The organism is Pseudomonas sp. 8O (genome assembly GCF_902506495.1).
Taxonomy (GTDB): Bacteria; Pseudomonadota; Gammaproteobacteria; order Pseudomonadales; family Pseudomonadaceae; genus Aquipseudomonas; species Aquipseudomonas chaetocerotis.
This window is the reverse complement of sequence record NZ_LR733264.1, coordinates 673,376-700,205: the sequence shown is the minus strand read 5'-3', so window position 1 is coordinate 700,205 and position 26,830 is coordinate 673,376. Positions and strand designations below refer to the sequence as shown.

Annotated in this window: 23 protein-coding genes and 3 tRNA genes; 16 read left to right on the top strand and 10 right to left on the bottom strand. The window is 64.0% G+C overall.

What is annotated here, in order from left to right; genetic code table 11:
- Nucleotides 1-14: 14 nt before the first annotated feature.
- Genes GV002_RS06110 through GV002_RS06100 form a run of 3 tightly spaced genes read right to left on the bottom strand, consistent with a single transcriptional unit; the run spans nucleotide 15 to nucleotide 3,458 of the window.
- On the bottom strand, nucleotides 15-1,124 hold the full coding sequence (locus tag GV002_RS06110; RefSeq protein WP_160017514.1) for a cyclic nucleotide-binding domain-containing protein: 1,110 nt from the start codon (nucleotides 1,122-1,124) through the stop codon (nucleotides 15-17).
- Between the two features lie 22 nt (nucleotides 1,125-1,146).
- The gene (locus GV002_RS06105) at nucleotides 1,147-2,088 is read right to left on the bottom strand and encodes a 1-aminocyclopropane-1-carboxylate deaminase/D-cysteine desulfhydrase (protein WP_160017513.1); all 942 of its coding nucleotides are present in this window, start codon (nucleotides 2,086-2,088) and stop codon (nucleotides 1,147-1,149) included.
- Nucleotides 2,089-2,090: 2 nt separating this feature from the next.
- Complete coding sequence (locus GV002_RS06100) at nucleotides 2,091-3,458, bottom strand: chromosome partitioning protein ParA (RefSeq protein ID WP_160017512.1); 1,368 nt, start codon at nucleotides 3,456-3,458, stop codon at nucleotides 2,091-2,093.
- 584 nt (nucleotides 3,459-4,042) lie between these two features.
- On the opposite strand from GV002_RS06100, the gene GV002_RS06095 reads away from it, so the two are divergent.
- Nucleotides 4,043-4,999, top strand: coding sequence for a TAXI family TRAP transporter solute-binding subunit (locus tag GV002_RS06095; RefSeq protein ID WP_160017511.1), 957 nt, complete (start codon nucleotides 4,043-4,045; stop codon nucleotides 4,997-4,999).
- A gap of 8 nt (nucleotides 5,000-5,007) precedes the next feature.
- Here GV002_RS06095 and GV002_RS06090 read toward each other — a convergent pair whose 3' ends face one another.
- Nucleotides 5,008-5,439, bottom strand: coding sequence for a nuclear transport factor 2 family protein (locus tag GV002_RS06090; protein WP_160017510.1), 432 nt, complete (start codon nucleotides 5,437-5,439; stop codon nucleotides 5,008-5,010).
- A 286-nt stretch (nucleotides 5,440-5,725) separates the two neighbouring features.
- On the bottom strand, nucleotides 5,726-7,759 hold the full coding sequence (locus GV002_RS06085; protein ID WP_160017509.1) for an NADPH-dependent 2,4-dienoyl-CoA reductase: 2,034 nt from the start codon (nucleotides 7,757-7,759) through the stop codon (nucleotides 5,726-5,728).
- A gap of 201 nt (nucleotides 7,760-7,960) precedes the next feature.
- On the opposite strand from GV002_RS06085, the gene GV002_RS06080 reads away from it, so the two are divergent.
- The 10 genes from GV002_RS06080 to GV002_RS06035 all read left to right on the top strand — a co-directional run bounded on the left by GV002_RS06080 (nucleotide 7,961) and on the right by GV002_RS06035 (nucleotide 16,230).
- Complete coding sequence (locus GV002_RS06080) at nucleotides 7,961-8,983, top strand: carbon-nitrogen hydrolase family protein (protein WP_160017508.1); 1,023 nt, start codon at nucleotides 7,961-7,963, stop codon at nucleotides 8,981-8,983.
- Nucleotides 8,974-10,017, top strand: a complete 1,044-nt coding sequence (locus GV002_RS06075) for an AraC family transcriptional regulator (RefSeq protein WP_160017507.1) — start codon at nucleotides 8,974-8,976, stop codon at nucleotides 10,015-10,017. The genes GV002_RS06080 and GV002_RS06075 overlap by 10 nt, the downstream gene beginning before the upstream one ends.
- A gap of 124 nt (nucleotides 10,018-10,141) precedes the next feature.
- Nucleotides 10,142-11,338: a PepSY-associated TM helix domain-containing protein gene (locus GV002_RS06070; protein WP_160017506.1), complete on the top strand. Its 1,197-nt coding sequence runs from the start codon at nucleotides 10,142-10,144 to the stop codon at nucleotides 11,336-11,338.
- Nucleotides 11,335-11,877 (top strand): thiamine pyrophosphate-binding protein, encoded by a 543-nt coding sequence (locus tag GV002_RS06065; RefSeq protein ID WP_160017505.1) that lies wholly within the window; start codon nucleotides 11,335-11,337, stop codon nucleotides 11,875-11,877. The genes GV002_RS06070 and GV002_RS06065 overlap by 4 nt, the downstream gene beginning before the upstream one ends.
- The gene (locus GV002_RS06060; protein ID WP_160017504.1) at nucleotides 11,874-12,194 is read left to right on the top strand and encodes a hypothetical protein; all 321 of its coding nucleotides are present in this window, start codon (nucleotides 11,874-11,876) and stop codon (nucleotides 12,192-12,194) included. Before GV002_RS06065 ends, GV002_RS06060 begins: the two co-directional genes overlap by 4 nt.
- Complete coding sequence (locus tag GV002_RS06055; RefSeq protein WP_160017503.1) at nucleotides 12,191-12,757, top strand: DUF6162 family protein; 567 nt, start codon at nucleotides 12,191-12,193, stop codon at nucleotides 12,755-12,757. Before GV002_RS06060 ends, GV002_RS06055 begins: the two co-directional genes overlap by 4 nt.
- Nucleotides 12,758-12,774: 17 nt before the next feature.
- Nucleotides 12,775-13,701: a metal ABC transporter substrate-binding protein gene (locus tag GV002_RS06050; RefSeq protein WP_160017502.1), complete on the top strand. Its 927-nt coding sequence runs from the start codon at nucleotides 12,775-12,777 to the stop codon at nucleotides 13,699-13,701.
- The gene (locus GV002_RS06045) at nucleotides 13,698-14,450 is read left to right on the top strand and encodes a metal ABC transporter ATP-binding protein (RefSeq protein WP_160017501.1); all 753 of its coding nucleotides are present in this window, start codon (nucleotides 13,698-13,700) and stop codon (nucleotides 14,448-14,450) included. Before GV002_RS06050 ends, GV002_RS06045 begins: the two co-directional genes overlap by 4 nt.
- Complete coding sequence (locus GV002_RS06040) at nucleotides 14,447-15,346, top strand: metal ABC transporter permease (protein WP_160017500.1); 900 nt, start codon at nucleotides 14,447-14,449, stop codon at nucleotides 15,344-15,346. Before GV002_RS06045 ends, GV002_RS06040 begins: the two co-directional genes overlap by 4 nt.
- Nucleotides 15,343-16,230: a metal ABC transporter substrate-binding protein gene (locus GV002_RS06035; protein ID WP_160017499.1), complete on the top strand. Its 888-nt coding sequence runs from the start codon at nucleotides 15,343-15,345 to the stop codon at nucleotides 16,228-16,230. Before GV002_RS06040 ends, GV002_RS06035 begins: the two co-directional genes overlap by 4 nt.
- Nucleotides 16,231-16,773: 543 nt before the next feature.
- Here the strand turns inward: GV002_RS06035 and GV002_RS06030 are convergent.
- The 4 genes from GV002_RS06030 to GV002_RS06015 form a co-directional block, all read right to left on the bottom strand.
- Nucleotides 16,774-16,850 (bottom strand) — tRNA-Asp (locus tag GV002_RS06030).
- A 108-nt stretch (nucleotides 16,851-16,958) separates the two neighbouring features.
- Nucleotides 16,959-17,035 (bottom strand) — tRNA-Asp (locus GV002_RS06025).
- Nucleotides 17,036-17,070: 35 nt separating this feature from the next.
- Nucleotides 17,071-17,146: transfer RNA gene (locus GV002_RS06020), tRNA-Val, on the bottom strand.
- A gap of 96 nt (nucleotides 17,147-17,242) precedes the next feature.
- The gene (locus GV002_RS06015; RefSeq protein ID WP_160017498.1) at nucleotides 17,243-17,716 is read right to left on the bottom strand and encodes a MarR family winged helix-turn-helix transcriptional regulator; all 474 of its coding nucleotides are present in this window, start codon (nucleotides 17,714-17,716) and stop codon (nucleotides 17,243-17,245) included.
- A 108-nt stretch (nucleotides 17,717-17,824) separates the two neighbouring features.
- Between GV002_RS06015 and GV002_RS06010 the strand changes: the two genes are divergently transcribed.
- The 5 genes from GV002_RS06010 (at nucleotide 17,825) to GV002_RS05990 (ending at nucleotide 25,950) form a co-directional block, all read left to right on the top strand.
- Nucleotides 17,825-19,594: an N-acetylglutaminylglutamine amidotransferase gene (locus tag GV002_RS06010; RefSeq protein WP_160017497.1), complete on the top strand. Its 1,770-nt coding sequence runs from the start codon at nucleotides 17,825-17,827 to the stop codon at nucleotides 19,592-19,594.
- Nucleotides 19,595-19,724: 130 nt separating this feature from the next.
- Nucleotides 19,725-21,464, top strand: a complete 1,740-nt coding sequence (gene ngg, locus GV002_RS06005; protein WP_160017496.1) for an N-acetylglutaminylglutamine synthetase — start codon at nucleotides 19,725-19,727, stop codon at nucleotides 21,462-21,464.
- A 63-nt stretch (nucleotides 21,465-21,527) separates the two neighbouring features.
- Nucleotides 21,528-22,727: an osmoprotectant NAGGN system M42 family peptidase gene (locus GV002_RS06000; RefSeq protein ID WP_037000027.1), complete on the top strand. Its 1,200-nt coding sequence runs from the start codon at nucleotides 21,528-21,530 to the stop codon at nucleotides 22,725-22,727.
- A gap of 158 nt (nucleotides 22,728-22,885) precedes the next feature.
- Entirely contained in the window at nucleotides 22,886-25,636 is a 2,751-nt protein-coding gene (locus tag GV002_RS05995; protein WP_160017495.1) for a hybrid sensor histidine kinase/response regulator, read from the top strand.
- Nucleotides 25,637-25,698: 62 nt separating this feature from the next.
- Nucleotides 25,699-25,950 carry a YheU family protein gene (locus GV002_RS05990; protein ID WP_074681514.1) on the top strand — a complete coding sequence of 84 codons (252 nt, stop codon included), beginning with the start codon at nucleotides 25,699-25,701 and terminating at the stop codon, nucleotides 25,948-25,950.
- On the opposite strand, the gene GV002_RS24440 is transcribed toward GV002_RS05990, so the two are convergent.
- The gene (locus GV002_RS24440; RefSeq protein WP_160017494.1) at nucleotides 25,940-26,791 is read right to left on the bottom strand and encodes a DNA-3-methyladenine glycosylase I; all 852 of its coding nucleotides are present in this window, start codon (nucleotides 26,789-26,791) and stop codon (nucleotides 25,940-25,942) included. The genes GV002_RS05990 and GV002_RS24440 overlap by 11 nt on opposite strands.
- Between the last annotated feature and the right edge of the window lie 39 nt (nucleotides 26,792-26,830).

Below are 26,830 nucleotides of genomic sequence, written 5' to 3'. Positions count from 1 at the left end.
AGAGCCTGCGCCGATCAACGGCTGCGTTCGGTACGCCCGCCGGAACGTGCCAGATACCCTGCACCGCTTTCACAGAGCAGCGCATCGCGTTGCACCGCCGGCAGGGCATCCAGTCCACCGCGCAAGGCGTAAACGCTGTACCCCAGTTGCGAGAGCAGAAACACCGCGCCGCTACTGCGCTTGCCGCTGTCGCAGTAGCACAGGTAGGTGCGCGACCGGTCCAGCAGGCGCGCCTTCAGACGCAACAGCTGCAGCGGCATATGCAGCGCTTGCGGCGCATGCGCCTTTTCGTACTCTTCCAGCAGGCGTACGTCGAGCCACTGCGCGCCCTGCGTCAGCAACCTGGCGCCCTCACCCAGCGATACCTCAGCTACCACCGGCGCCTTGAGCAGGGCAAAGAAATCCTGACGATCCAGACGCAACACACTGCCGGCCTCGACCATGGTCACCGTGGCATTTCGCGGCCGGTCGGCAAGCAGGGCCTCCTCGCCGAAGCAGGCGCCAACCTCCAGCTCCGCCAGCACCTGGTGCTCGCTACCAGCGCCCCGGATCACTTCGGCGCGGCCGCTTTCCAGAAAATAGCAGCAATCGCCAGTGGCACCCTCTTCGATAATCTGGCTGCCAGCCGCCAGTTCGACTTTCTGCAGGCGAGCGAGCATGTTCTGCACGTTGGCCGGCGGCACCTTGGCAAACAAGGGGTTTTCCAGCAGCCGTTCCAGCCACTCGACATCAGCACCACTCTGCTGCAACGCCAGCAACAGGTCCTGATGCGCAAGGCGCCAGGTCAGCAGGCGATCGAGCGTGGCACTGTCGATCATCAACACGCTGACATCGCTCAAGGCACGGGCGTCATGCAATCTGGGCAGACCGGGTGACAGGGGATGGCAACTGATCTCGCTGCCGGCCTGCACCCTCTGCGTCCTGCCCTCGGCATCCTGCAGCTGCAACTCGCCGGCCAGCAGATAGCAGGTCAGACGGGCCTGATCGCCCTGGCGAAACAGCAGTTGCCCGGCCAGCAGGGGCTGCGGCACCAACTGGCTACGCAACTCGCGCCACTGCTGCTCGGAGAGCGCGTTGAGCGGCGTCAGGCTGCGCAGTTGTTCGGGGGTAAGGGGTTCGCTCATGAGGATTTCCAGGCTCCGCTGGTCAGACCTGAGTGTAGTCGGCGCTGGCGCCCATCAACACCCGCCGCCCTTGCAAGCCGCCAGTATGAATGAATATCAGCCTACTGCCGCGCGCAAGTTGACCACTCTTGCAGAAATCGCGTAGCGCCATGAGCGCCTTGCCGGTATACACGGGATCCAGCGGTACACCGCTGGCCTGCTCGGTTTCCAGGATGAACTGGCGCAGTGGCTCGTCGAGGCGCGCAAAACCGCCGCGCGCGGCGTCAATCAGTTGGTAGCGACGCTCCGACGCCCCGGCCTCGTCCAGCAGCCCGGCGACCTGAGTGGCGACGCCGTGGTCGCTCGGTACGGCCTGCGCGCCGAACACGCTGCGCCGAACATCACCCAGCAGCACACCGGCCAGGGTGGTGCCGGTCCCCGTAGCCAGCCACCAGGCATCGAAATCAGACCAGCCGATATCTGCCAACTGCGCTTCGACCATTGCCACCAGAGAGCTGCAGCCTCTAGCGCCCTGAAGGCCCAGACCGCCCTCGCCGACCGCCTGGAACCCCGGATAGCGGGCGAGCCAGGGCGCCCAGAAGTCCGGCTGATGGCGCGCACGGTAACCGCCGTAACCCAGCCAGTGCAGCGCCATGCCCATGCGCTGCAGATCATCGACGGTCGGGGTCTGGTGCGGTTCACCACGCAACAGACCGACGGTGGCGAAGCCGAAACGCCGGCCAGCCGCTGCCAGCGCATGCAAATGATTGGAGTGTGCACCACCCAGACTGATCATCCCCTGCGCACCGGCCGCAGCGGCCTGTTCAAGATAGGGCGCGAGCTTGAACCACTTGTTGCCAGACACCAGTGGGTCGACAAGATCCAGGCGCAGACAGGCGAGCTCGACGCCAGCGGCCTCGAGCCAGTCCAGTTGCAGAGGTTGTAGTGGCGCCTGAGGGCGCCAGGGGGGAATGCGTATGGGCAAAATCAGCCGACAGTACGCAGACGGCTACTGGCCTTGTGCCGCGCGCAGCAGTTCGAATCACCCAAAGTGAAACGGCTGGGCGTATCGACGCGGTCGATGGGAATGGCGCAGCGCTCCCCACTGGGCAAGGATGCGTCGCAGCTGGGCTGCTGATAATGCGCCAACCAGTGACGATACTGCTCTTCGGAAACGAAGCATTTGCCAGCGGCGTAGGCCATGGGGTTGTCCTGATAGCGGGCGACATCCTGCAGGGGAATGGTCAGGTGCCCGGCGCCGGGATGGTACACCACGAACACCACGCCAAGCTTGGCCAGACGATCCAGCACCTGGTCACCGCCCTGACTGGCAAATGCATCGCGCTCACGCTTGAGGCGTTCGATTTCCGCTTGCAACTGGGCATCCAGCTCGTTGCGATAGGCCAGTTCGACGTCGCGTATGGCGATCTGTTCCTTGTACTCCGCCACGGCCGCAGCGACTTTGGCGCGCATTTCACCCTCGTACTGCGCACGCAGGATATCGCCCTCGGTACGACCGTGACGCTCGAGGGCACGCAGTTGTTGAGTCATGTCCTCACGGCTGCTCTGGAAGCTTTCGGCCTGGGCGGCCAGTTGCGCCTTGAGGTTGGCGTTGAGCTCCTCCTGCTGGCGCAACGCCTGATGCAACCCATGGATCTGCGCCTGCAGATGCTTGCTCTGCTCCTCGCTGGCCAGTTTGAACTTGGCCAGTTCCTCTTCATGCTGCTGGGTCAGGCTGGTGATACGCAGGCGCTGCTGCTGAATCAGCTGCGCGGTCTTGGCACGATGTTCATGATCCATCTTCTGCGCCAGTTGCTCGGCCACTTCCTTGGCCGGATCGGGCGCATACCATTTATCTTCGGAAGCTACCTGCAAACGCTCGGTAACCACCGACTGGGCACTGTCGTCTTCGATCAAGAGCCCGAGCTGATTGCGTTTGACTGCATCGCGCAGCAATACCAGATCGTTTTGCCCCGGCGCCAGGCTGGGGTCCCACAGGTGCATCTGGTGCCAGGACACCGGGCACTGACTGCGACAAGCCAGACGAATCGGCCCGGCACCGAGGTCCGGGCCGCGGCCAGCACGTTCGGCCAGGTGCTGCAGAGGAATGTTCCAGCCCTTGTCAGGGCGACCGTCCTCGTCGAAATCCAGAAAGAAGAATACCGCCGCCCTGACCAGCAGTCGCGGGTTGATCACCACGAATACCGCGCGCATCTGTTCGTCAGCGAACTCGGGCATGTTCACCACGCCATCGAGCAAGGCTTCGAACTCAGGGAACATCATCTGTTTGCAGATACCGCGTTCACTGAAGAACATCACGGCTTCCACCATCTGCGGCTTGTTCTGCATGCTCATTGAGGACCCTCTGGACCAACCGGGAATACGCGCGCGCATAGTCGCGTGCCAGAGCAGCGCATACTCTGGCACTGATATCGTCCCTGATATCTGAGGCAAGTCTAGGGGAAAACCCGACCACAGCAATGTGACTGGGTTGGCACTCACTCTGCGATCCAGGCCGAATAGACCACCGCTTAGCGCAAAAATGTGACAAGGCCGAAAAGTACGAAAGCGGCCAGCGACCCGATCCAGCGGGATGAGCCCTCGCCTGCCAAGCACGGCAAGACCGGCGGATTCTTGCTTTTTATCCCCACCACATAAGCGGATTTTCGCCTACCTCAGTCAGCATGATTGGATCCGCCCGCTCTAGACCGGTGGTCCGACAACCTGGCACGTCACCTGCTCTGAGACATGCAAGCCCACGCGCATGTCGCGTGGGCGGACTGATAAAAAAGACAAGAGGTCAGCCATGTTCCGTCATTACTTCACTGCCAACCCTCATCCCTCAATCCGCTTCGCGGGTGCCTCTCCCGGCACCAGAAAACTGCCTGCGCATCACTGACGCAGTCTTAGCCAAAAAATAACAATAACGGAGAATCCCCATGCACTTAGCCAAGCGCCTTGGCCTGCTTGCCGCTGCCGCGATTTTGGCCAATAGCCCCAACGCTCACGCCGATCCGACCTCGATCAACATCCTCACCGGCGGCACCAGCGGCGTTTACTACCCGCTGGGCATGAGCCTGTCCGACCTTTACAGCGAGCGCATCGCAGACTCGACCGCCAGCGTGCGGGCCACCAAGGCCTCGGTGGAGAACCTCAACCTGCTGCAGATCGCCCGCGGCCAGTTGGCCTTCGCCCTGGGCGACTCCGTTGCCGATGCCTGGAAAGGCGATGAAGAAGCTGGCTTCAGAGCCCCGCGTGACCGCCTGCGCGCCATCGCCGGGATCTACCCGAACTACATCCAGATCGTCGCCAGCAAGGCATCGGGGATCACCAGCCTGGAGGATCTGCGCGGCAAACGTATTTCCGTCGGGGCGCCGCGCTCGGGCACCGAGCTCAACGCCAGGGCCATCTTCAAGGCTGCGGGTCTCAGCTACGCGGATATGGGCCACGTCGAATTCAAGCCCTACGCTGAATCGGTCGAACTGATCGAGAAAGGCCAACTGGACGCCACCCTACAGTCGGCCGGCCTGGGTATGGCGGCGATTCGCGACCTGGCCGAACGCGTACCAATCACCTTCGTCGCCATTCCAGAGCAAGTGGTGTCACGTATCGGCAGCAGCGCCTATCAGTCAGGCACCATTCCTGCTGGCACTTACAAGGGCCAGGCCAACGACGTGACGACGGCGACCATCACCAACGTTCTGGTCAGCCAGACCAGCGTTTCCGACGCCGTGGCCTATCAAATGACCAAGTTGCTCTTCGAGAACCTCGACAGACTGGCCGAAGCGCATCCAGCCGCCAGGGACATCAGACTGGAACGGGCGACCAGCGGCCTGCCGATTCCGCTGCATCCCGGCGCGGAGCGCTTCTATCGTGAGGTGGGCGTTCTCAAGTAGAGCGCCCCTCAGCCCTTGGCGGCTGCGAGAAAGGGCGCCAGGCGCTGCGCCATTTCCGCGCCGAGCGCCTGCAGCCCGCTCATCGGGCGCACCATCACCTCGAACTCGACGATTCGTCCCGAGTCGTCGAAGCGAATCATGTCGATGCCCTTCAATTCGCGCCCGCCTACCTTCGCGGAAAACTCCAGCACCACGCTGAGGCCGTCGGCAGTAGCCAGTTCGCGGTGATAGGCGAAATCCTCGAACACCTTGAGCACGGTATTGAGGATCAGATTGACCGCCTGCGCGCCCGGATACGGGGTGTGCGCCATGGGCGAACGGAATACGGCCTGAGGGTGCAGCAACTCGGGCAAGGCGCTCAGGTCCTTGGCGGCAACGAACTGGTGCCAGCGTTCGAGACTGGTCGCAGCGGCAGGGTGTAGCTGGGCATTGAGAGACATCGGCTTCTCCTTGTTATTGTCAGGCCAGATAGCAAACGCCCCGCACTGGGCGTAATGCTTTTCACTTAGGGCTGCACGCGTTTGGCTCCCCTCTCCCATTTATTGGGGGCACGCCTAGTGGAGAGGGGCTGGGGGAGAGGGCTGAAAACACCGCAAAACTGCCAGTTTTCCCCTCTCCGAACGCGGCCCGCCCTAACCCTATCCCCAAAGGGGCGAGGGGACTGATCGCGCTCGACCGTTTATTGAGTGAACAGTATTACCCGCACTAAGCGGGGCGTTGCGTCGATCAGAGCTCAGCCGCCAGGCGCGAGCCCTGGTTGATCGCCCGCTTGGCATCGAGCTCGGCAGCGACATCCGCGCCGCCGACCAGATGCACGCGCTGACCGGCGCTCTCCAGGCCTTCCTGCAGCTCGCGCAGCGGGTCCTGACCGGCGCAGACGATCACGGTATCGACCGGCAGCACCTGCTGCTCGCCGCCGGCGATGCGGATATGCAGGCCGGCATCGTCGATCTGCACGTACTCGACGCTGTTGAGCATCTGCACGTTCTTGTTCTTCAGACCGGTGCGATGAATCCAGCCGGTGGTCTTGCCCAGGCCATCGCCGACCTTGGACTTCTTGCGCTGCAGCAGGAACACCTGGCGCGCCGCCGGATGGGGATGCGCCTCGACGCCCGCCACGCCACCACGCGCCTCAAGCGCGGTATCGATGCCCCACTCCTTCCAGAACTCATCACGGTCGAGGCTGGTGGCCTTGCCCTGGTGAGTGATGAATTCGGACACGTCGAAACCGATACCGCCGGCACCGATCACCGCCACTTTCTGCCCGACCGGCTTGCGCTCGAGAATCGCATCCAGGTAGCTGATCACCTTGGCATGCTCGATCCCCGGGATCTCCGGCGTACGCGGGGCGATACCGGTGGCCAGGATGATTTCGTCGAAGCCGCCCTTGAGCAGATCGTCCACCGACACACGGGTGTTCAGGCGCACGTCGACGCCAGTGGTTTCCAGCTTGCGCTTGAAGTAGCGCAGGGTCTCGAAGAACTCTTCCTTGCCCGGCACGCGCTTGGCCACGTTGAACTGGCCGCCGATCTCGCTGGCCGAATCGAACAGGGTCACGCTGTGGCCGCGCTCGGCGGCGACGGTGGAAGCCGCCAGCCCGGCCGGGCCGGCGCCGACCACGGCGATCTTCTTCACCGCGGCGGTGGGGATGTAGTTGAGCTCGGTCTCGTGGCAGGCGCGCGGGTTGACCAGGCAACTGGTCAGCTTGCCGCCGAAGGTGTGGTCCAGACAGGCCTGGTTGCAGCCGATGCAGGTGTTGATCTCGTCTGCGCGGCCTTCGGCGGCCTTGTTGACGAAATCCGGGTCAGCAAGGAACGGGCGCGCCATCGACACCATGTCGGCATCGCCCTCGGCCAGTACCTGCTCGGCAACTTCCGGGGTATTGATGCGGTTGGTGGTGATCAGCGGGATCGACACCTCGCCCTTGAGCTTGGCGGTGACCTTGGTGAAAGCCGCACGCGGCACCTTGGTGGCGATGGTCGGGATACGCGCCTCGTGCCAGCCGATGCCGGTGTTGATGATCGTCGCGCCAGCCTTTTCGATGGCCTTGGCCAGCAGCACGATTTCGTCCCAGGTGCTGCCGCCCTCGACCAGATCGAGCATCGACAGGCGGTAGATGATGATGAAGTTCGGCCCGACCGCCTCGCGCACGCGACGCACGATCTCCACCGGCAGGCGCATGCGGTTCTCGTAGCTGCCGCCCCAGCGGTCGGTGCGCTGGTTGGTGTGGGCGACCAGGAACTGATTGATGAAATAGCCTTCCGAACCCATGATCTCGACGCCGTCATAACCAGCCTGCTGGGCCAGCGCGGCGCAGTTGACGAAGTCCTGGATCTGCTTCTCGATGCCTTCCTCGTCCAGCTCGCGCGGCTTGAACGGGTTGATCGGTGCCTGGATGGCGCTCGGCGCAACGGACTTGGGGCTGTAGGCATAACGCCCGGCATGCAGGATCTGCATGCAGATCTTGCCGCCCGCCTCGTGCACGGCCTGGGTAACGATCTTGTGCTTCTCGGCCTCTTCCACCGTGCTCAGCTTGGCCGCGCCGGAATACACGCCGCCCTCCTCGTTCGGGCCGATGCCACCGGTGACCATCAGACCGACGCCGCCACGGGCGCGCTCGGCGAAGTAGGCCGCCATGCGCTCGAAGCCGCCCGGCTTCTCTTCCAGGCCAGTGTGCATGGAGCCCATCAGCGTGCGGTTGCTCAGCGTGGTGAAGCCGAGGTCGAGCGGGGCCAGCAGGTGCGGGTAACGAGCAGTCATGGAATTCTCCACATCGCGGTGCAGTTCACGGATTGCCGCGGTCTCATGGTCACGCGGTCGGTTATGGAGCCAGACGATAAAGAGGCTGCCAGCCATGCTCAATGATCGAAACTAACAAGATAATGATCAAAACCAGCAATAGATCTTGGCAGCGCGGCTCGACCGACCTAACCTGCACCGCAATCAAACCGAAAAGAACCAATGCGCCTACTGATCACCCTCCTGCTCGCGCTCGTCCTGCTGACCGGTCTCGGCAGCTACGCCCACTGGATCGCGCAGCGCCCCACCAGTCATTACCTGTCCGACCTGCGCAGCCAGGTTGCGCTGGATATCGGCCAACCCGGCCCGCGCGGCAATCTGCTGGGCATCCAGCCGGAACTGTTCGCCGCCGACTACCAGAGCCTCGCGCGCCTGCGCCTGAAGCTGGCCGCCTATCTGGACCACGCCCGCGACCTGGGCATGCTCAACGAACGCACCGTCGTCGTGCTGCCCGAACATATCGGCACCTGGCTGCTCGCCGTCGGCGAGAAGGAAGAGCTTTATCGTGCCGCCGAGCGCCGCCAGGCCATGCACTGGCTGGCGGCGAGCAATCCGCTGGACTTTCTCGGTGCGCTGTTCAGTGCCGGAGGCGACGCACGCCTGGACGACGCCATGTTGCGCACCAAGGCCAAGGCCATGGCGCGTGATTACCAACAGCTGTTTGGCGATCTGGCCCGCGATTACCAGATCACCCTGGTTGCAGGCTCCATCGTTCTGCCCGAGCCCCGCGTGGAACGGGGTCACCTCGAAGTCGGCCGCGGCCCGCTTTACAACGTCAGCCTGGTATTCGATCGGGCCGGCAACCCGCAGGGCCAGCCACAACGCCACGCTTTCAGTGCCGGCGCACTCGCCACCGAGTCGCCAGACGCCCTGCAGGTACTGGAGACTCCGGCAGGCCGGCTTGGCGTACTGCTAGGCGGCACTCTCGACCAACTCCAGGCGAAGGCAATCGATGGCGAGGCAGTAGAGCTGCTGGCCATGCCCAGCGACCTGGATGGCCAGACGGACGACGTCGACCTCACCGAACAGTTACAGGCCCACGGCATTCGTGCGGGAGTGAAAGTCCACCTGCGCGGCCGATTGTGGGAGCGTAGCGGTCAGCCCCAGGCAATGGTGTTCGATGCCGGACGCAGCGAACGAGCCGCCAGCGAGCGCGGCGCGCAACTGATCAATCTATGGCTATAAAAGCATCACGCGTTCGCCTCGGCGATCTCTCCGTCGGCTTCACTCAGGCGCTGGCCGACGCACTGCGCGAACAGGGTCAGCGCCCCGAACCCCTCTTCGAGCAATTTGGTCTGGATGCCGCACGCCTGAGCGAGCCGCGCGCACGCCTGTCGATTCCACGCTTCATGCGCCTTGGCCATAGCGCCATTGCCCTGTGCAACAATCCCGCGCTGGGGCTGGAAATGGGGCGGCACAGCCACCTCAGCCAGGTTGGCCTGGCCGGCATCTGCGCCGCGCAGGCGCCTGATCTGCGCGAAGCAGCACGCACCCTGACCCGCTTCGAGCCGCTTTACGCCGCCAACTATCGTGGTCGCTCGGACTTGCGCGAAGATGCCCGCGGCGCCTGGCTGCATTTCTATTCCATCAGTCCGTACAACGCCTACAACCGTTTCGTGGTGGATTCGGTGCTGGCCGGCTGGCAGACCAACCTGAGCCAGGTGGTCGACCGATCCATCACACCGGAAAAGGTCGAGATCGAATTTCCTGCACCGGACTACGGCGAACGCTACGAAACGCTGTTCGGCTGCCCCGTGGAGTTCAGCGCTGGGGCCAATCGCCTGCGCCTTAGCAGCGAAACCCTGGCCCTGCGCAACCCACAACATTGCCCTGGCACCTGGCGGCACCTACTGGAGCTTTGCGAACGCGAACTGGAGCAACTGACCCGCACACGCAGCCTGCGCGAACGGGTCATCCAACTGCTCGGCCCGCTGTTGCACGGCCACGAGCCGGATCTGCAGGAAGTCGCGCGCAGCCTGCAGCTGCCGAGCTGGACACTGCGGCGCAAGCTGGCCGAGGAAGGCACGCAGTTTCGCACCATCCTCAACGACACCCGCCGCGACCTGGCCACTGCCTATATCCGCGATACCGAGCTGGCCTTCGGCGAGATTGCCTACCTGCTCGGCTTTGCCTCGGCCGAAGCCTTCCAGCGCGCCTTCAAACGCTGGCTCGGGCAAACGCCGGGCGACTACCGCCGCGCGCAGCGCAGAGCAAGCTGATCAAACAGCAACCTTGATCACCAAGCGTTCGCAACTTAGAATCCTTTTCATCCGCGTTTGCGGTCGCTTCTTACTCCTTTCATTCCGCGCCGGCCTTGCCGTGCGCGCCAACGACCCCGCGAACATGTCCAAGAAATCCCGCTCCAGACTCTGGTTTCTCGTCCACAGCTGGCTGGCCCTACCGGTCTGGTTCTTCCTGCTGATCATCTGTGTCACCGGCACCCTGGCAACGGTCAGCCAGGAGATCGTCTGGCTGGCCAACCCGGACGTGCGCGCCAGCAAGCCGTCCGATGATGCACAGCGCCTGAGCTTCGGCCAGGTACTGGAAGCGATCAATCGTGCCGAGCCGGAGCTGATCGTGCAATCCATCGGCCGCCCGGACGAAGATCACTTCGCCCTCACCGCGCGTGTCAGTTATCCCGACGGCAGCTCGCCGTTGCTGTACGTCAACCCTTACAGCGGCGCGATCCAGGGCGTCAGCCCGGAGTTCGACTTCCGCCAGTTCACCCGTGCCCTGCATGGCTGGTGGTTGGTGCCGTTCACCAACGGCTACAGCTGGGGCTGGTACCTGGTGTCGCTGATGGGTCTGCCGATGCTGCTGTCGCTGATCACCGGTCTGGTGGTCTACAAGAAGTTCTGGAAAGGCTTCTTCAGCCCACGCCTGCGCGTGGGCCAGGGTGCGCGCATCTTCTGGGGCGACTTCCACCGCCTCTCCGGCATCTGGTCGATCTGGTTCATCGCGGTCATTTCCATCACCGGCGTCTGGTTTCTGATCCAGGCAATTCTCGGCGATACCCACGTGTCGATCTCCACCGAAGGCGTACCGCCGGTGGTGGCGCGCGAGGAAGTGCCGCTGGCGCCGAGCGCCGCCGAAGTGCCGCGTATCAGCCTGGACGCCGCCGTGCTCAAGGCCACAGACATCATCCCGGGCCTCGAGCCAAGTTTCGTCAGCCTGCCCGGCTATGCCTATGGCCATTATTCGGTCTGGGGCCGTGGCTGGTATCCGCTGATGTTCCAGTCCGCCTCGATCAACCCCTACAACGGCGACATCGACTCCACCCGCCTGCTCAGCGACCGCTCGGGCCTGGAGTTCGTCACCGAGTCCATGCGCCCGCTGCACACCGGCGACTTCGGCGGCCTGTGGGTCAAGCTGCTGTGGTTCGTCTTCGGCCTGCTGCTGAGCATGATGGTGCTCAGCGGCCTGCTGATCTGGACCAAGCGCACCGCCCAGGCCACGGTCGCTGCGGTCAAGCGGCCGGCACGCGCCGCCAAGCCGGTCCCGATCGTCGCCACCCGTGAAATCTCGGAGAGCCGCCCATGAGCAAGGCCGCAATCGCCCCCGCCCCGTCCGCTCTGGGCCGTTTTTGGTACAAGTGGCGCTTCCACATTAATGTGCTGCTGGTGCTGATCCCGCTGGGTTTCATGCCCAAGTACTTTCAGGATGTCGCGCTGTTCCGCGGCGCCAGCGGCCTCGGCGAGCGTGAGTTCGGCGAAGTCCAGGTCGGCCCCTGGAGCCTGCGCCTGGCCGAGTTCCGCAACCAGCCGCCGCAACTGGAAGGTCCGGCCGGCTATATGAAGAGTTTCAACGCCGCGCTGTGCCAGGCGTGCATCAGCCAGGTCAAGGTGGTCTACCTGCGCATCGGCAAGCCGCGCAGCCTGCGCGCTGCCGGGGGGCTATTCTTCGGCAGCCCCTATCGCATGGGCACGAGCATTCCCATACCGCCACGCACCAAGCCCGACGCCGAGTTGTGGATCACCGCCGAGGGCTGGGACGGCACAGTACATCAGGCATCCATCCCGCTGGCCGAGGCTTCGCCCGCCACCCTCGCCTGGCTGAAACAACAAGGAGACAAACCATGATCCAAAGCGCCCGCATCGGTCTGCTGATGCTCTGTACCGGCCTGTCCCCTCTGGCTCTCGCGCACAACCCGATCTGCGAATGCGAGGAGCACGGCACCGGCGAAATCGTCTGCACCGGCGGCTTCTCCGACGGCAGTGGTGCCCCCGGCGTGACTCTCGACGTGATCAGCTACGAAGAAGAGGTGCTGGTGCCCGGCAAACTCGGCGATGACTCCAGGCTCAGCTTCAAGCGCCCGGACGGAGAGTTCTACGTACTGTTCGACGCCGGCCCCGGCCACGTCGTGGAAATCGACCACACGGAAATCGCCAGCCAATGACCACCCAAGTGGTACGCCCGGCTGGCGCCGGGCATGAAAGCCTGTGGGTAGCCGTCCTCAGCCTGTCGATCATCCTGCTGGCCGCAACAGTCATCAGCCTGCGCAGCGAGAGTCACGAGGAAGAAAGCGTCGCCGCCCACCAGATCGATGCCCGCCGCGACCTCAACGCTGCCGAGCAAGGTATCCATACCGAATTGGTCGTAGCCCTCGACGAGATCCTGATGCTGCAGGACGAACTGCAGACCTTGCCCGAGCCGCAGCAACTGGCCGAAGAAGGCATTCCGCCCTTCACCAACGACTCCAGCACCGCCACCCGCGGCCACCACGTCTGGCAGCTGCTGCATGTCGGCGATGACTACGCCTACCAGGGTCTGAGCGGCGACAGCGCCGTCGCTGGCTCCTTTCTGTTGCTGGCAAGCCCAGCGGATGCCGACATCTGGCTCAACCGCTCCAGCGATGTCGTTGCCCCACAGAACCTGCATGCCGATGCCCTGATCGCCGCCGGCTGGCGCCAGGTCGCCAGCCAATACGACGCCGGCGTCACCCGCCAGCATCGCCACTGAATATCGGGAACCCCTCCATGCCCTCTCGCTTCGTCTCCCGCCGCCTGCTGGCCAGCCTGCTACTGAGCCTGGGCGCCGCCCTCGCCCCCGTGCTCGCCAGCGCCGACAACCACCGCCTGCGTGTCGGTATCACCCTGCACCCCTATTACAGCTACGTCAGCAATATCGTCGGCGACCGCGCCGACGTGGTGCCGCTGATCCCGGCCGGCTTCAACCCACACGCGTACGAGCCGCGCGCCGAGGACATCAAGCGCATCGGCGAGCTCGACGTGGTGGTGCTCAACGGCGTCGGCCATGACGACTTTGCCGACCGCATGATCGCCGTCAGCGAGAAGCCGGACGTCCCCGTGATCGAGGCCAACGCCCGCGTGCCCCTGCTCGCCGCCACCGGCCAGGCCGCGCGCGGCGCCGGCAAGGTGGTAAACCCGCACACCTTCCTCTCCATCACCGCCTCCATCGCACAGATCAACAACATCGCCCGCGAACTCGGCAAGCTCGACCCGGACAACGCCAAGTTCTACATCCAGAACGCCCGCGCCTACGGCAAGCGCCTGCGCGGCCTGCGCGCCGAGGCTCTGGGCAAGCTGACCGACGCCAAGGGCAGCGAGCTGCGCGTGGCCACCATCCATGCCGCCTACGACTACCTGCTGCGCGAGTTTGGCCTGGAGGTCACCGCCGTGGTCGAACCGGCCCACGGCATCGAGCCGAGCCCCAGCCAGTTGAAGAAGACCATCGACCAGCTCAAGGAACTGGACGTGCAGGTGATCTTTTCCGAGATGGACTTCCCCTCCAGCTACGTCGACACCATCCATCGTGAGTCTGGCGTGAAGATCTACCCGCTGACGCATATTTCCTACGGCGAGTACACCGCCAGAAAATACGAAGAGGAAATGGCGCGCAACCTCGACACCGTGGTGCGCGCCATTCAGGACGAAGGCGTATGACCGCCCTCGAAACCGCGCCGCCGCGCCTGCAGGGCCCCGGCATCGAATTCTCCGGCATCGACCTCAACCTCGGTCGCACGCGGATTCTCGACAAGGTCAGCTTCCAGGTGCGCGCCGGCAGCGTGCACGCTCTGGTCGGCCCCAACGGCGGTGGCAAGAGCTCGCTGATCAAGACCCTGCTCGGGCAGATGCCGCACCAGGGCGAGCTTCGCCTGCACTGGCCGGCCAGCCCCGGCACCATAGGCTATGTACCGCAGGCGCTGGAATTCGATCGCGGCCTGCCAATGACGGTGGATGACTTCATGGCCGCCATGTGCCAACGCCGCCCGGCCTTCCTCGGCCTGTCGCGGCGCCACGCCCCGGCCATCGAGCAGGCGCTGGCAAGGGTCGGCATGCTGGACAAGCGCAAGCGGCGCATGGGCGCGCTGTCCGGCGGCGAGCGCCAGCGCGTGCTGCTGGCCCAGGGCCTGGTGCCCGAGGCGCAGCTGCTGGTGCTCGACGAGCCAATGTCGGCGCTGGACGAGCCCGGCGTCCAGGTGTTCGAGCAACTGCTGCGCGACTGGCGCCAGGCCGGCACCACAGTGCTGTGGATCGAGCACGACCTGCAGGCCGTCGGCCGCCTCGCCGACCGCGTCACCGGGCTCAACCGCCGCGTGCTGTTCGACGATACGCCGCAGCAGGTGCTGACCCCCGAGCGCCTGCTCGAACTGTTCTCCAGCCATCCGCGCCAGCAAGAGGCCTCGTCATGAGTTTCGAAGACATCCGCCTGGCAATCCAGGCCTGGGCCAGCGCCGGCTATCTGCCCGAGGCTCTGGCCTACGGTTTCGTGGTCAACGCCCTGCTCGCCGGTCTGCTGATCGGCCCGGTGCTCGGCGGCCTCGGCACGCTGGTGGTGGTCAAGCGCTTCGCCTTCTTCTCCGAAGCGGTCGGCCACGCCGCGCTGACCGGCGTGGCCATCGGCATCCTGCTTGGCGAGCCCTACACCGGCCCCTACGGCAGCCTGTTCGGCTACTGCCTGCTGTTCGGCATCCTGCTCAACTACCTGCGCAACCGCACCGGCCTGGCGCCAGATACGTTGATCGGCGTGTTCCTCTCGGTGTCGCTGGCAGTCGGCGCCAGCCTGCTGCTGGTGCTCGCCGGCAAGATCAACATCCATATCCTGGAGAACGTACTGTTCGGCTCGGTGCTGACGGTCAACGCCCAGGACCTGGCGGTGCTGGCGCTGGTCTCGCTGCTGGTGCTGGGCCTGGCACTGCCGCTGTACAACCGCATCATGCTGGCCAGTTTCAACCCGCAACTGGCCAGCGTGCGTGGCGTCGCGGTGAAGCCGCTGGACTACCTGTTCGTGATGTTGGTGTCGCTGGTCACCGTGGCTGCAGTCAAGGTCATCGGCGCCATCCTGGTCGGCGCCCTGCTGGTGATCCCGGCTGCCGCGGCACGACTGCTCAGCCAATCACTGAAGGGCTTCTTCTGGCTATCGGTACTGATCGCCACCTGCAGCACACTGGCCGGTATCTTTCTGCCGATCGCCCTGGAGCTGCCGGTCCCCTCCGGCGCCGCGATCATCATGGTCGCCGGCCTCGCCTTCGCCACCGCCGCCATCGCCCGCGGCACACTGCCTAGCCTGAAAGGGAACCTGGGATGACCCTGCAACGCCTGAGCCTTGCCCTCGCCGCCTGCGCCCTGCTCGCCGGCCCGCTGCACGCCGAAACACAGCCCGTGCGCATTCTCGCCAGCCTGCCGATCACCTACGGTCTCGGCGCCAGCCTGCTCGACGGCAGCGCCGTGCAGTTGCAACGCGCCGCCCCGGCCAACTTGCCGGCCAGCCGCCAACCCTCGTACTTCGCCGGCCGTGGCGCGGGCGCACTGGACAAGGCCGCGCGCGACGCCGACGCCGTGATCGGCCTGCGCTCGCTGTGGCCGGACGACCCGCTCTACCCGCTGGCGCGGCGCAGCAACATCCGCATCGTCGAAGTTGACGGCGCACGTCCGGTGGACGGCGCCCTGCCCGGCATAGCCCTGCGCAGCGACGGCGGTGACGCCCTGGCTAGCCAGCCCTGGCTCAACATCAACAACCTGGGACGCATGGCCGATGTGATCGCCGCCGACCTGAACCGCCTGGCACCTGAGGCCAAACCGCAGATCGAGGCCAACCTGGCGACGCTCAAGCAGCGCCTGCTCAAACTCAGCGCCGCCAGCGAAAGCCGCCTGGCAGAGCTGGATAACCTGAGTGTGGCCAGCCTGTCGGATCACTTCGACTACCTGATCGACGGCCTCAACCTTGACCTTGTCGAGCTGAGCGTGGCGACGGACGCCGAATGGACGACTGAAACCCTGGCGCAGCTTAGCGCCGAGCTAAGGGACAACGACGTCGCTGCCGTGCTTGTCCAGCGCCAGCCGCCAGCCGATCTGGCCAAGGCGATCAGCGACGGCGGCAGCCGCCTGGTACTGATCGAAGACAATCAGCAAGAACCCGTCGCCGGACTGGAAACAGCCATCGGCCAGGTGCTGGACGCCCTGTCGCCCTGAGCAAAACTCAACGTCTCTGCCCGGAGCCTGATTAGCCCGGATGAAATCCGGGAATGCCGCGCCCCGGATTGCATCCGGGCCATTAGAGCGAGCGGCAGCCGCTTGAGCAGCGCCTCATCCGGATCGGCCCCGCACACGAGCCTGTTTCAACGCAGCAGTGCTGACGCGCAGCAGGGCCTGGACAGGCCCTTACAGCTCGGTAGCGTCCTCGACGCCATCCACTGCGCCCTGCTCAAGGGCGCTCAGCTCCAGCAGTTCTTCCTGATAATCATCCATTACTCGACCCTCCCGCATGATCCATTCAACGACGACACAAGGTGCATGCCCATCAGGCTAGAGCGGCGGTATGAAGGCAATATGACGAAAAGTCGCGGGCAGGAGAAATGGCCATCGACACTGGCCAGGAGCTGTCTGCGTGGGAGCGGCTTTAGCCGATGACAAGCACGCAAAGCTTGCCGCTTGAACGCCTGCCACAGAGAAGCAGCCGCACAAACGGCGGCCAATAAAAAACCCGCTGATCTTGCGATCAGCGGGTTTCGTATATGGCGCAGCGGACGGGACTCGAACCCGCGACCCCCGGCGTGACAGGCCGGTATTCTAACCGACTGAACTACCGCTGCGTGTCGGTTGGACTTTCGTCCAGAAAACTCTTGAAGCTTTATTGCATCTGATGGCGCCCTTGCGGACTCTGCCATCTCAAATCGATGAAACATCGATCTGGGAAATAATGGCGCAGCGGACGGGACTCGAACCCGCGACCCCCGGCGTGACAGGCCGGTATTCTAACCGACTGAACTACCGCTGCGCGTCGGTGGACTTTCGTCCTTCTCTCTAAGGCTATGGTGGGTGATGACGGGATCGAACCGCCGACCCTCTGCTTGTAAGGCAGATGCTCTCCCGGCTGAGCTAATCACCCATGTGCCTTAGCGAGGCGCGCACTTTATGCAGGCGGCGATGCTAAGTCAACACCCTGCTTGAATTTTTTCTGAAAAAGACGGATTCACCGCCCACCTCATTCCATCTCTCCACACAACTCGGCCGCCCTCAATAGCGCTGCTGTCAGGCTATGGCGCTCCCAATCGGCCAGTGCGGCGAAACGCTGGTTGAATTCTGGCGGCATCAACGACGGCGCCTGCCGGATCAACTCACGCCCGGCAGCACTGATCAGCAGCCACTGCCGGCGACGATCCTGATCATCGCGCTGACGCTGCAGCAGGCCGTGCTCCTCGAGACGATCGAGCAGACCGGAAAGCGTCGCCGCAGTGAGGCTGACGCGACTGCTGAGCACGCTGGCAGTCATCCGCGTCTCGCTGGCCAGCACCTGCAGCACCATCAACTGCATGGGCGTCAGTCCGCCGAAGCGAGCCAGACGCTTGGCATGCACCTCACCCGCCTGCTGCAAGCGCCGCAGAGCCTGGAACAGGGGCATCTCGAAGGCCATGACAGATGACAAATCTATTTCAACAGGAACTTTTTTATCGGTCATAAGCACCAATTCATAACAACCAAAACTTTGACATGAAAGCATTTTTTTGTTTTGGTGTAAAAGGCTCGACCACGAGCCACTCCCCAACGGCAACACCGGTAAGGAACTATGTGCGGAATAGCTGGAGAACTACGTTTTGATCGACGCCCCGCGGACCTGGCGGCAGTCGAGCGCATCACCCACCACCTGGCCCCTCGTGGCCCCGACGCCCATGGCTTTCATAGCCAGGGCCCCATCGCCCTGGGCCATCGCCGGCTGAAGATCATGGATCTGGCCGAAGCTTCGGGCCAGCCGATGATCGACAGTGATCTCGGCCTGTCCATGGTGTTCAACGGCGCCATCTACAACTACCCCGAGCTGCGCGCCGAGCTGGAGACGCTGGGTTATCGCTTCTTCTCCGGCGGTGACACCGAGGTGCTGCTCAAGGGCTATCACGCATGGGGCGAAAAGCTGCTGCCCAAGCTCAATGGCATGTTCGCCTTCGCCGTCTGGGAACGTGACAAGCAAAGCCTGTTCATCGCCCGCGACCGTCTCGGCGTCAAACCTCTTTACCTGTCGCGTACCGGCGAGCGCCTGCGCTTCGCCTCGTCGCTGCCGGCCCTGCTGCAAGGCGGCGATATCGCCAAGACGCTGGATGCCGTCGCCCTCAACCACTATCTGAACTTTCACGCCGTGGTGCCGGCACCGCGCACCATCCTGGCGGGCGTGGAGAAGCTGCCGCCGGCCACCTGGATGCGCATCGACGCCGACGGCAAGGTCGAGCAGAACACCTGGTGGACGCTGCAATTCGGCCCACAAGGCGATGAAACCGGCTACGGTCTGGAAGAATGGCGCGAGCAGGTGCTGGACACCATGCGCGAAGCCGTGGCGATTCGTCAGCGCGCGGCCGTGGACGTCGGCGTGCTGCTGTCCGGCGGCGTCGATTCGAGCATGCTGGTCGGCCTGCTGCGCGAAGCCGGTGTGGAGAACCTGCTGACCTTCTCCATCGGTTTTCAGGATGCCGGCGGCGAGCGTGGTGACGAATTCCAGTATTCGGATCTGATCGCCCAGCGCTTCGCCACCCGCCACCACCAGTTGCGCATTGGCGAGCACGAGATTCTCGATCAGTTGCCGCAGGCCTTCCGCGCCATGAGCGAGCCAATGGTCAGCCACGACTGCATCGCCTTCTACCTGCTCTCACGTGAAGTGGCCAAACACTGCAAGGTGGTGCAGAGCGGCCAGGGCGCCGACGAGCTGTTCGCTGGCTACCACTGGTACCCGCAGGTCGATGGCGCAGACGATGCCTTCGCTGCCTACCGCGCCGCCTTCTTCGACCGCGAGCACGACGAATACGCGGCCTGCGTGCAGCCTGCCTGGCTGACTGGTGACATGGCCGGCGAGTTCGTTCGCGAGCACTTCGCCATGCCCGGTGCCAGTGCAGCGGTAGACAAGGCCCTGCGCCTGGACAGCACGGTGATGCTGGTCGATGACCCGGTCAAACGCGTGGACAACATGACCATGGCCTGGGGGCTGGAGGCGCGCACGCCGTTCCTCGACTACCGCGTGGCCGAACTGTCGGCGCGCATTCCGGCGCAGTTCAAGCTGCCTGACGGCGGCAAACATGTGCTCAAGGAAGCGGCGCGCAAAGTCATCCCCAGCGAGGTGATCGACCGGCCCAAGGGCTACTTCCCGGTACCGGGTCTCAAGCACCTGGAGGGCGCCACCCTGGGTTGGGTGCGCGACCTGCTGCTCGACCCCAGCCAGGATCGTGGTCTGTTCAACCCGACCATGCTCGATCAGCTGCTGACCAACCCGCAGAGCCAGCTCACCCCGCTACGCGGTTCCAAGCTGTGGCAACTGGCGGCGCTCAACCTGTGGTTGAGCGAACAGGGTCTGTAACTCACATGGAGCGGCCCTCGGGCCGCTCCTGCAGGATCAATGGTCGTAGCCCGGTCAAGCCGGGATTTGTCGCGACTCAATGACGATCCGGCTCGGACCGGACGTCGTGAACACGGACAGGGACTATTCCATGCGCTCCACTGCCTTCAACCAACGCCTGCTGCGCGGCCAGACACCCTCTTACGAGCGTCTGCAGGCACGCCTGGCCGAGGATCACACCAGTCAGCCCAGCCAGCCACAAGCCATTCATTGCGGCTGGGGCCGCCTGTTGATCGGCCACACCTACCCCGATGCCACCGCCCTGGCCGAATCCCTGCTGGGCGAACAGCCCGGCGAGCGCGATATCGCCCTGTACGTGGCCGCGCCGCATCAGGTGCTGGCCTACGCGCCGCAGCAACTGTTTCTCGACCCTTCCGACACGTTGCGCCTGTGGTTCACCGACTACCGCCCAGCGCGTCGCAGCTTCCGTGGTTTTCGTATCCGCCGGGCGCAGAACGACACAGACTGGCAGGCAATCAACTGCCTGTACCAGACCCGCGGCATGCTGCCGATCGACCCGGCCAAACTCACGCCCTACAACGAGGGCGGCCCGACCTACTGGCTGGCCGAGGATGAAGACAGCGGCGCGGTGATTGGCAGCGTCATGGGCCTCAACCATCAGCGAGCCTTCCGTGACCCGGAAAACGGCAGCAGCCTCTGGTGCCTGGCAGTCGACCCGCAATGCAGCCGCCCAGGCGTCGGCGAGGTGCTGGTCCGGCATCTGATCGAACACGGCATGAGCCGTGGCCTGAGCTACCTCGACCTGTCGGTGCTGCACGATAACAAGCAGGCCAAGAAGCTCTACGCCAAACTCGGCTTCCGCGAGCTGCAGACCTTCAGCCTCAAGCGCAAGAACGGCATCAACCAGCCGCTGTTCCTCGGCCCCGGCCCACAGGCCGAGCTCAACCCCTATGCGCGGATCATCGTCGACGAGGCACTGCGCCGCGGCATCGAGGTGCAGGTGGACGACGCCGATGCCGGACTGTTTACCCTCAGCCACGGCGGCCGACGCATCCGCTGCCGCGAATCGCTGTGCGACCTGACCAGCGCGGTGAGCATGACCCTGTGCCAGGACAAGCGCCTGACTCATCGCGCCCTGTCGCGCGCCGACCTCAGCGTGCCGGCCCAACGCCTGGCCGGTAGTGCTGAAGATAACGCCACGTTTCTCGCCGAGCATGGTTCGGTTGTGGTCAAGCCGGTCGACGGCGAACAGGGCCAGGGCGTGGCGGTCGATCTGCGTACGCCGGGCGAGGTGCAGGAAGCCATAGAGCGCGCCCGAGTATTCGACCAGCGCGTGCTGCTGGAGAGTTACCACGAAGGCCACGACCTGCGTGTGCTGGTGATCGGCTACGAGGTGGTGGCCGCAGCCATTCGCCGCCCAGCCGAAATCATTGGCGATGGCCGCCACAGCATCGGCAAGCTGATCGATGCGCAGAGCCGTCGTCGCCAGGCAGCCACTGGTGGCGAGAGCCGCATCCCCAAGGACGCAGAAACCCTGCGCACCCTGCACGGTGCCGGCCTCGACTACGACAGCGTGTTGCCAGCTGGCGAACGCCTGGCCGTGCGCAAGACCGCCAACCTGCACACCGGCGGCACCCTGGAGGATGTCACTGCGATCCTCCACCCGGCCCTGCGTGACGCCGCCATCAAAGCCGCGCGCGCCCTGGAAATCCCCGTGGTCGGCCTCGATCTGCTGGTACCGGCTGCCGACCAGCCGCAGTACGTGTTCATCGAAGCCAACGAACGCGCCGGCCTGGCCAACCACGAACCGCAGCCAACCGCCGAGCGCTTCGTCGACCTGCTGTTCCCCCTCAGCCAGACACCGAGCTGAGCCTTCTCCCCCGGCCCTCTCCCACATTTGGGAGAGGGGAAAACCCAACGCCGAGGAGCTTGCATGCAACAACTACCCGAACCCGATCTCGACTACATGCAGAAGGTACTGCTGGAGATGCTTGCCATCCCCAGCCCTACCGGTTTCACCGACACCATCGTGCGCTACGTCGCCGAGCGTCTCGAAGAGCTGGAAATCCCCTTCGAGCTGACCCGCCGCGGCACCATCCGCGCCACCCTGCGCGGGCGCCAGAGCGAGTACGAGCGTTTCGACCGTGCCGTTTCCGTGCACCTGGACACCATTGGCGCCATCGTTCGCGAGATCAAGGACAACGGCCGTCTCGGCCTGGCGCCAGTGGGCTGCTGGTCGAGCCGCTTCGCCGAGGGCAGCCGTGTCAGCCTGTTCACCGACAACGGCGTGATTCGCGGCAGCGTGCTGCCCCTGATGGCCTCGGGGCACGCCTTCAACACCGCCGTAGACACCATGCCGGTGAGCTGGGATCACGTCGAACTGCGCCTGGACGCTTACTGCGCCACGCGCGCCGATTGCGATTCACTGGGCGTCAGCGTCGGTGATTTCGTCGCCTTCGACCCGCTGCCGGAATTTTCCGAAAGTGGTCATATCAGTGCCCGTCACCTCGACGACAAGGCCGGCGTCGCCGCATTGCTGGCCTCGCTCAAGGCGATTCGTGACCACGGCCTGCAACCGATGATCGACTGCCACCCGCTGTTCACCATCACCGAGGAGGTCGGCTCAGGCGCCGCCGCTGCCCTGCCCTGGGATGTCAGCGAATTCGTCGGTATCGACATCGCCCCGGTCGCGCCGGGCCAGCAGTCCAGCGAGCATGCTGTCAGTGTGGCCATGCAGGACTCCGGCGGCCCCTATGACTACCACCTGTCACGCCAGCTGCTGCGTCTGGCTGCCGAGCAGGAAGTACCGGTACGGCGCGACCTGTTCCGCTACTACCACAGCGACGCGCAATCAGCGGTCACCGCTGGCCATGACATTCGCACGGCGCTGCTGGCCTTCGGCTGCGACGCTACCCATGGCTACGAACGCACCCATATCGACAGCCTCAAGGCACTCAGCCGCCTGCTCACCGCCTACATGATGAGCCCGCCGGTATTCGCCAGTGACGCCCAGCCGGCGCAGGGCTCGCTGGAGCGCTTCAGCCATCAGCTGGAGCACGATGCGCAGATGGAAAGCGATACCCGTGTCCCACCTGTGGACAGCCTGGTCGGGCAACATGATCGGGACGCTTGAAGGGTTCAGCGCATAAAGGCAAAGTGACACGAAAGGACGACAGGGGAGCATCAGCTCCCCTTTTTCTGGCCTGCGTCAGTGGCCAACCTTCGGGCCGTCGCCAAGCGACGTTGAACATGACACTCCGGCCATCTCTCATGGCCTTCTGAGGTTCACGGATGCCTCGCGTCTTTCTGGCCTTGTTGCTGTTCTGGCTTGCCTGCCCAAGTTGGGCCCTTACGCCTGCGCCGCTCGATAGCGATGACATGCGTCTATCCCTGGGCCCTTACACCGGCTACTACGAAGACGTGGACGGCACCCTCAGCGTCGAGCAGGTGCGGGCACTGGATGACAATGCCTTCCGTAACCCCGGCGGCGAACACGCCAACCTTGGCAAGAACGCATCCGTATGGTGGTTCAAGGTTCGCCTGGTCAATGCGCTTGAGCATGAGCTGGGCGGCTATCTCGAAGTCAATTATCCGCTGCTCGATCATCTTCAGGTTCACCTGATCAGACCCGACGGCAAGCGTCTGGAGCAGGAAAGCGGCGATAGCTTCGCCTTCTCCCAGCGGCCGGTACAGGTGCGCAACTTCTGGTTTCCCATGCAGCTGGAGCCTGGTGTCAGCACCCTGCTGATCCGCGTGGAAACCAGCAGCACGGTGTTCGTGCCGCTGTTCTTCGCCACCTACGGTGCCAGCGCGGCGGCGCAGGAAAACCTGATGGGCTTCAACGGCGCGTTCTACGGCGTACTGTTCGCCATGTTCTGCTACAACCTGTTCCTCTACCTGTCGCTGCGCGAATCGGCCTACCTCTGGTACCTGGCCTATAACCTCAACGTCGGTCTGCTCGCGGCCTGCTTCGACGGCATGCTGTTCAAGCTGCTACCCGAGCACGTGGCCTTGCAGTCGGTCAGCATCTACATCCTGATGTACCTGCACTGCCTTACGGCCATCCAGTTCAGCCGCCATTTCCTGCACGCACGCCAGTATTTCCCGCGCCTCGATACCGGCCTGCGTCTGTTGATGCTGATCTGCGTCGGCTGCCTGCTGTCGGTGCCACTGATCGGCTTCGCCGCCTGGAACATCCTGGCCAGCGTTACCGTATCGCTGGTGTCGCTGATCCTGCTGCTGACCGGCCTCTACGTATGGCGTCGCGGCGTGCGTTATGGCTCCTACTACACCCTGGCCTGGGCCATCCTGCTGTTCGCCTTCATCCAGGCCACCACTGGCTCCCTGGGGCTGGAAGTGTTCGGCGTATTCGGCGCCACGGTGGTGAAAATCGGTGTGACCATCGAGCTGATCACCCTGTCCATCGGTCTTGCCGACCGCATCAACCTGCTCAAGGAAGAAGGCTTCCAGTCGCGCCGTGCAGCCGAGCAAGCCGCCTTCGAGAGCCAGGCCAAGAGCCGTTTCCTGGCCAAGATGAGCCACGAGATCCGCACCCCGCTCAACGGCGTGCTAGGCATGCTGCAGCTGCTGCGCGAAACGCCTCTGGATCGTAGCCAGCGCTTCTACGTAGACACCATTTCCAGCTCCGGCAGTTCGTTGATGGCAGTGATCAACGACATCCTCGACTACGCCCGCATCGAATCCGGCAAGCTCAGTCTGGAGCAGATCGAGTTCGATCTCGAAGACATGATTTCCGAGACACTCAGCCTGTTCACCGGCCAGGCCCTGGATAAACGCCTACGCCTCTACGTCAGCCTGGAGAACGGCGTGCCACGGCGCATTCAGGGTGATCCGACGCGACTTAAACAGATCCTGATGAACCTGCTCAGCAACGCCCTGAAGTTCACTGCCGAAGGCCATGTGGCGGTCAGCGTCAGCCGCCGTAGCGACAGCCATGGCAACCCGCATCTGGTGATCGCCGTCAGCGACAGCGGTATCGGCATCAGTGAGCAGGCACTGGCGCAGTTGTTCGAATCCTTCGCTCAGGGCGATTCCAGCACCACCCGCCGCTATGGCGGCAGCGGTCTGGGGCTGGCCATCAGCAAGGAGCTGGTGGAGATGATGGGCGGCAGAATCGAGGTGCAGAGCACTCTTGGCCAGGGCACTCGCTTCGCTTTCGACATGCCGCTGCTGGCCGAACAGGAAGCACCCGACGAACTCAGCCGCCTGCTCGCCGGACGCACCGCCCTGCTCGCCTCGCTCGACGGCCTTGGTCTGGATGCCATGAGCCGCCTGCTCGGACGCTGGGGCATGCGTACCGAGCGCTGCCAGACGCCGGAGCGCCTGCAGGACTACCTGGAGGATTTCGCGGCGCCGCCACTGCTGGTGCTGATGGCGCCCTGGCCAGGTGGCGTCAACCACTGGCTTGACTCACTCAGGCCCAAGCTGCAGGCGCAACAGCGCGTGCTGCTGGTCTGCCCGCCCGAGGCCTGCCAGCAACTGCCGGCAAGCCACGAACTACGCCTGCAACACCTGGCCCAGCCAGTGGCGATCAACGCACTGCGCCAGGCCTTGAACGGGCTGTATGAAGAACCCAGAGCACAGGTACATCAGTTGGTCAGAGAAATACGCAGCGACAACAGCGAAGCCCCCTGCATTCTGGTGGCGGAGGACAATTCAGTGAACCAACTGGTGGTTCAGGGCTTTTTGAAAAAACGTGGCTACAGCGTGCGCCTGGTAACCGACGGCCAGGCGGCGGTGGACGAATATGGTCGCGACCCGGCTGCCGTGCACCTGATCCTGATGGATTGCGAAATGCCAGTGATGGACGGCTTTGAAGCCACCCGGCAGATTCGCCGCCTGGAGCGCAGCCAGCATCTCGCTGCCGTGCCCATCATCGCGCTGACCGCGCATATCCTCGAGGAGCACCGCCAGCACGGCCTGGATGCCGGCATGGACGATTTTCTCGGCAAACCGCTGGATAGCGCGCTGCTCTACAGCACGCTGGAGCGCCACCTCAAACGACCCGGCATGGTGCACTGAGAGAACTCGCAGCACGGCGCCTCTGGCTCTATCATGGGCGCCAATAACTGGAGTCACTCGTTGTGCTGATCCCCGCTGACCTGCTGCAAGCCGACACCCTCACCGCCCTGATCGAAGACTTCGTCACCCGTGACGGCACCGACAACGGCGATGAAACCCCGCTGGAAACCCGCGTGCAACGCGTACGCCGTGCCCTGGACAAGGGCGAGGCGGTGATCGTCTTCGACCCTGACAGCCAGCAGTGCCAACTGGCGATGAAGCGTGACGTGCCCAAGGAATGGCTGGACGCCCTCAACGACAGCCTCAGTGATTGACCGTGTGCGCCAGCATTACCGATAGCTGACACAGCGGCCGCCCGCTTTCGGCCTGCCACTGGTTGAAGGCAGCCTGCACGGCAGCCAGGTCTTTCAAACTGGTTGGTGCCTTGTCGATCACGCCCTGGGCCTTGAGCGCGGCGACCATGTCATCGGTAGGGACGAAGGTGTCCTTGCCCACCATACGCAGGAAGCGCGGCGCCGACAGACCGCCAAGCTGACTGCCATGCTTGGCCAGATACTTCCACAACCCGACGATGTCACTGACCGGCCAATCGGCAATCAGCGCGCCAAAAGAGAAATGGGCCGCAGGCCCAGTCTGATGCCCTTCTCCCTCAGGGAGGCAGCTCCCGCTCTCGAAAACGCTCCCGGCGTTTTTCCTACCTCCCCCATCCATGTGGTCGCCGGCGGGAGTACTGCATTCACCACATCCCTGTGGATCAAGGTGGCGCGCAGCGCCGGATGAGGGACTGCCCAACAAGCGTCCAGCCCGCACATCGAGGATGAACTGAGCATTGCGCGGCACGCTTTTGAGCTTGCCCAGGTGGCGAATCAGCCGCGCATCCTGCATCAGGTTCTCCAGGCGCTCGGCGCCCATCAGCACCACCTTCTCCGGGTCGAAGCCAAAGAACACTTCCTCGAACGCCGGCCATTTAGCGTCCACCAGGCTGTGCTTGAGGCCGGCGCGAAAGATGCGCAGGCTGATCAGCGACAAGTAGCGGTCGTCACTCAGCGCACGCAGTTCGGCGTCGCTGCGCGGCTGCGGCAGCATGGCTTCCAATGCCTTGGCCGAGCCGAAACGGTTGAGGCAGAACTCGTGCAGCCACTTGTAATCACGCATGAATCGAACCCTTCATGAAACGGATGACAGAGCCTGCAC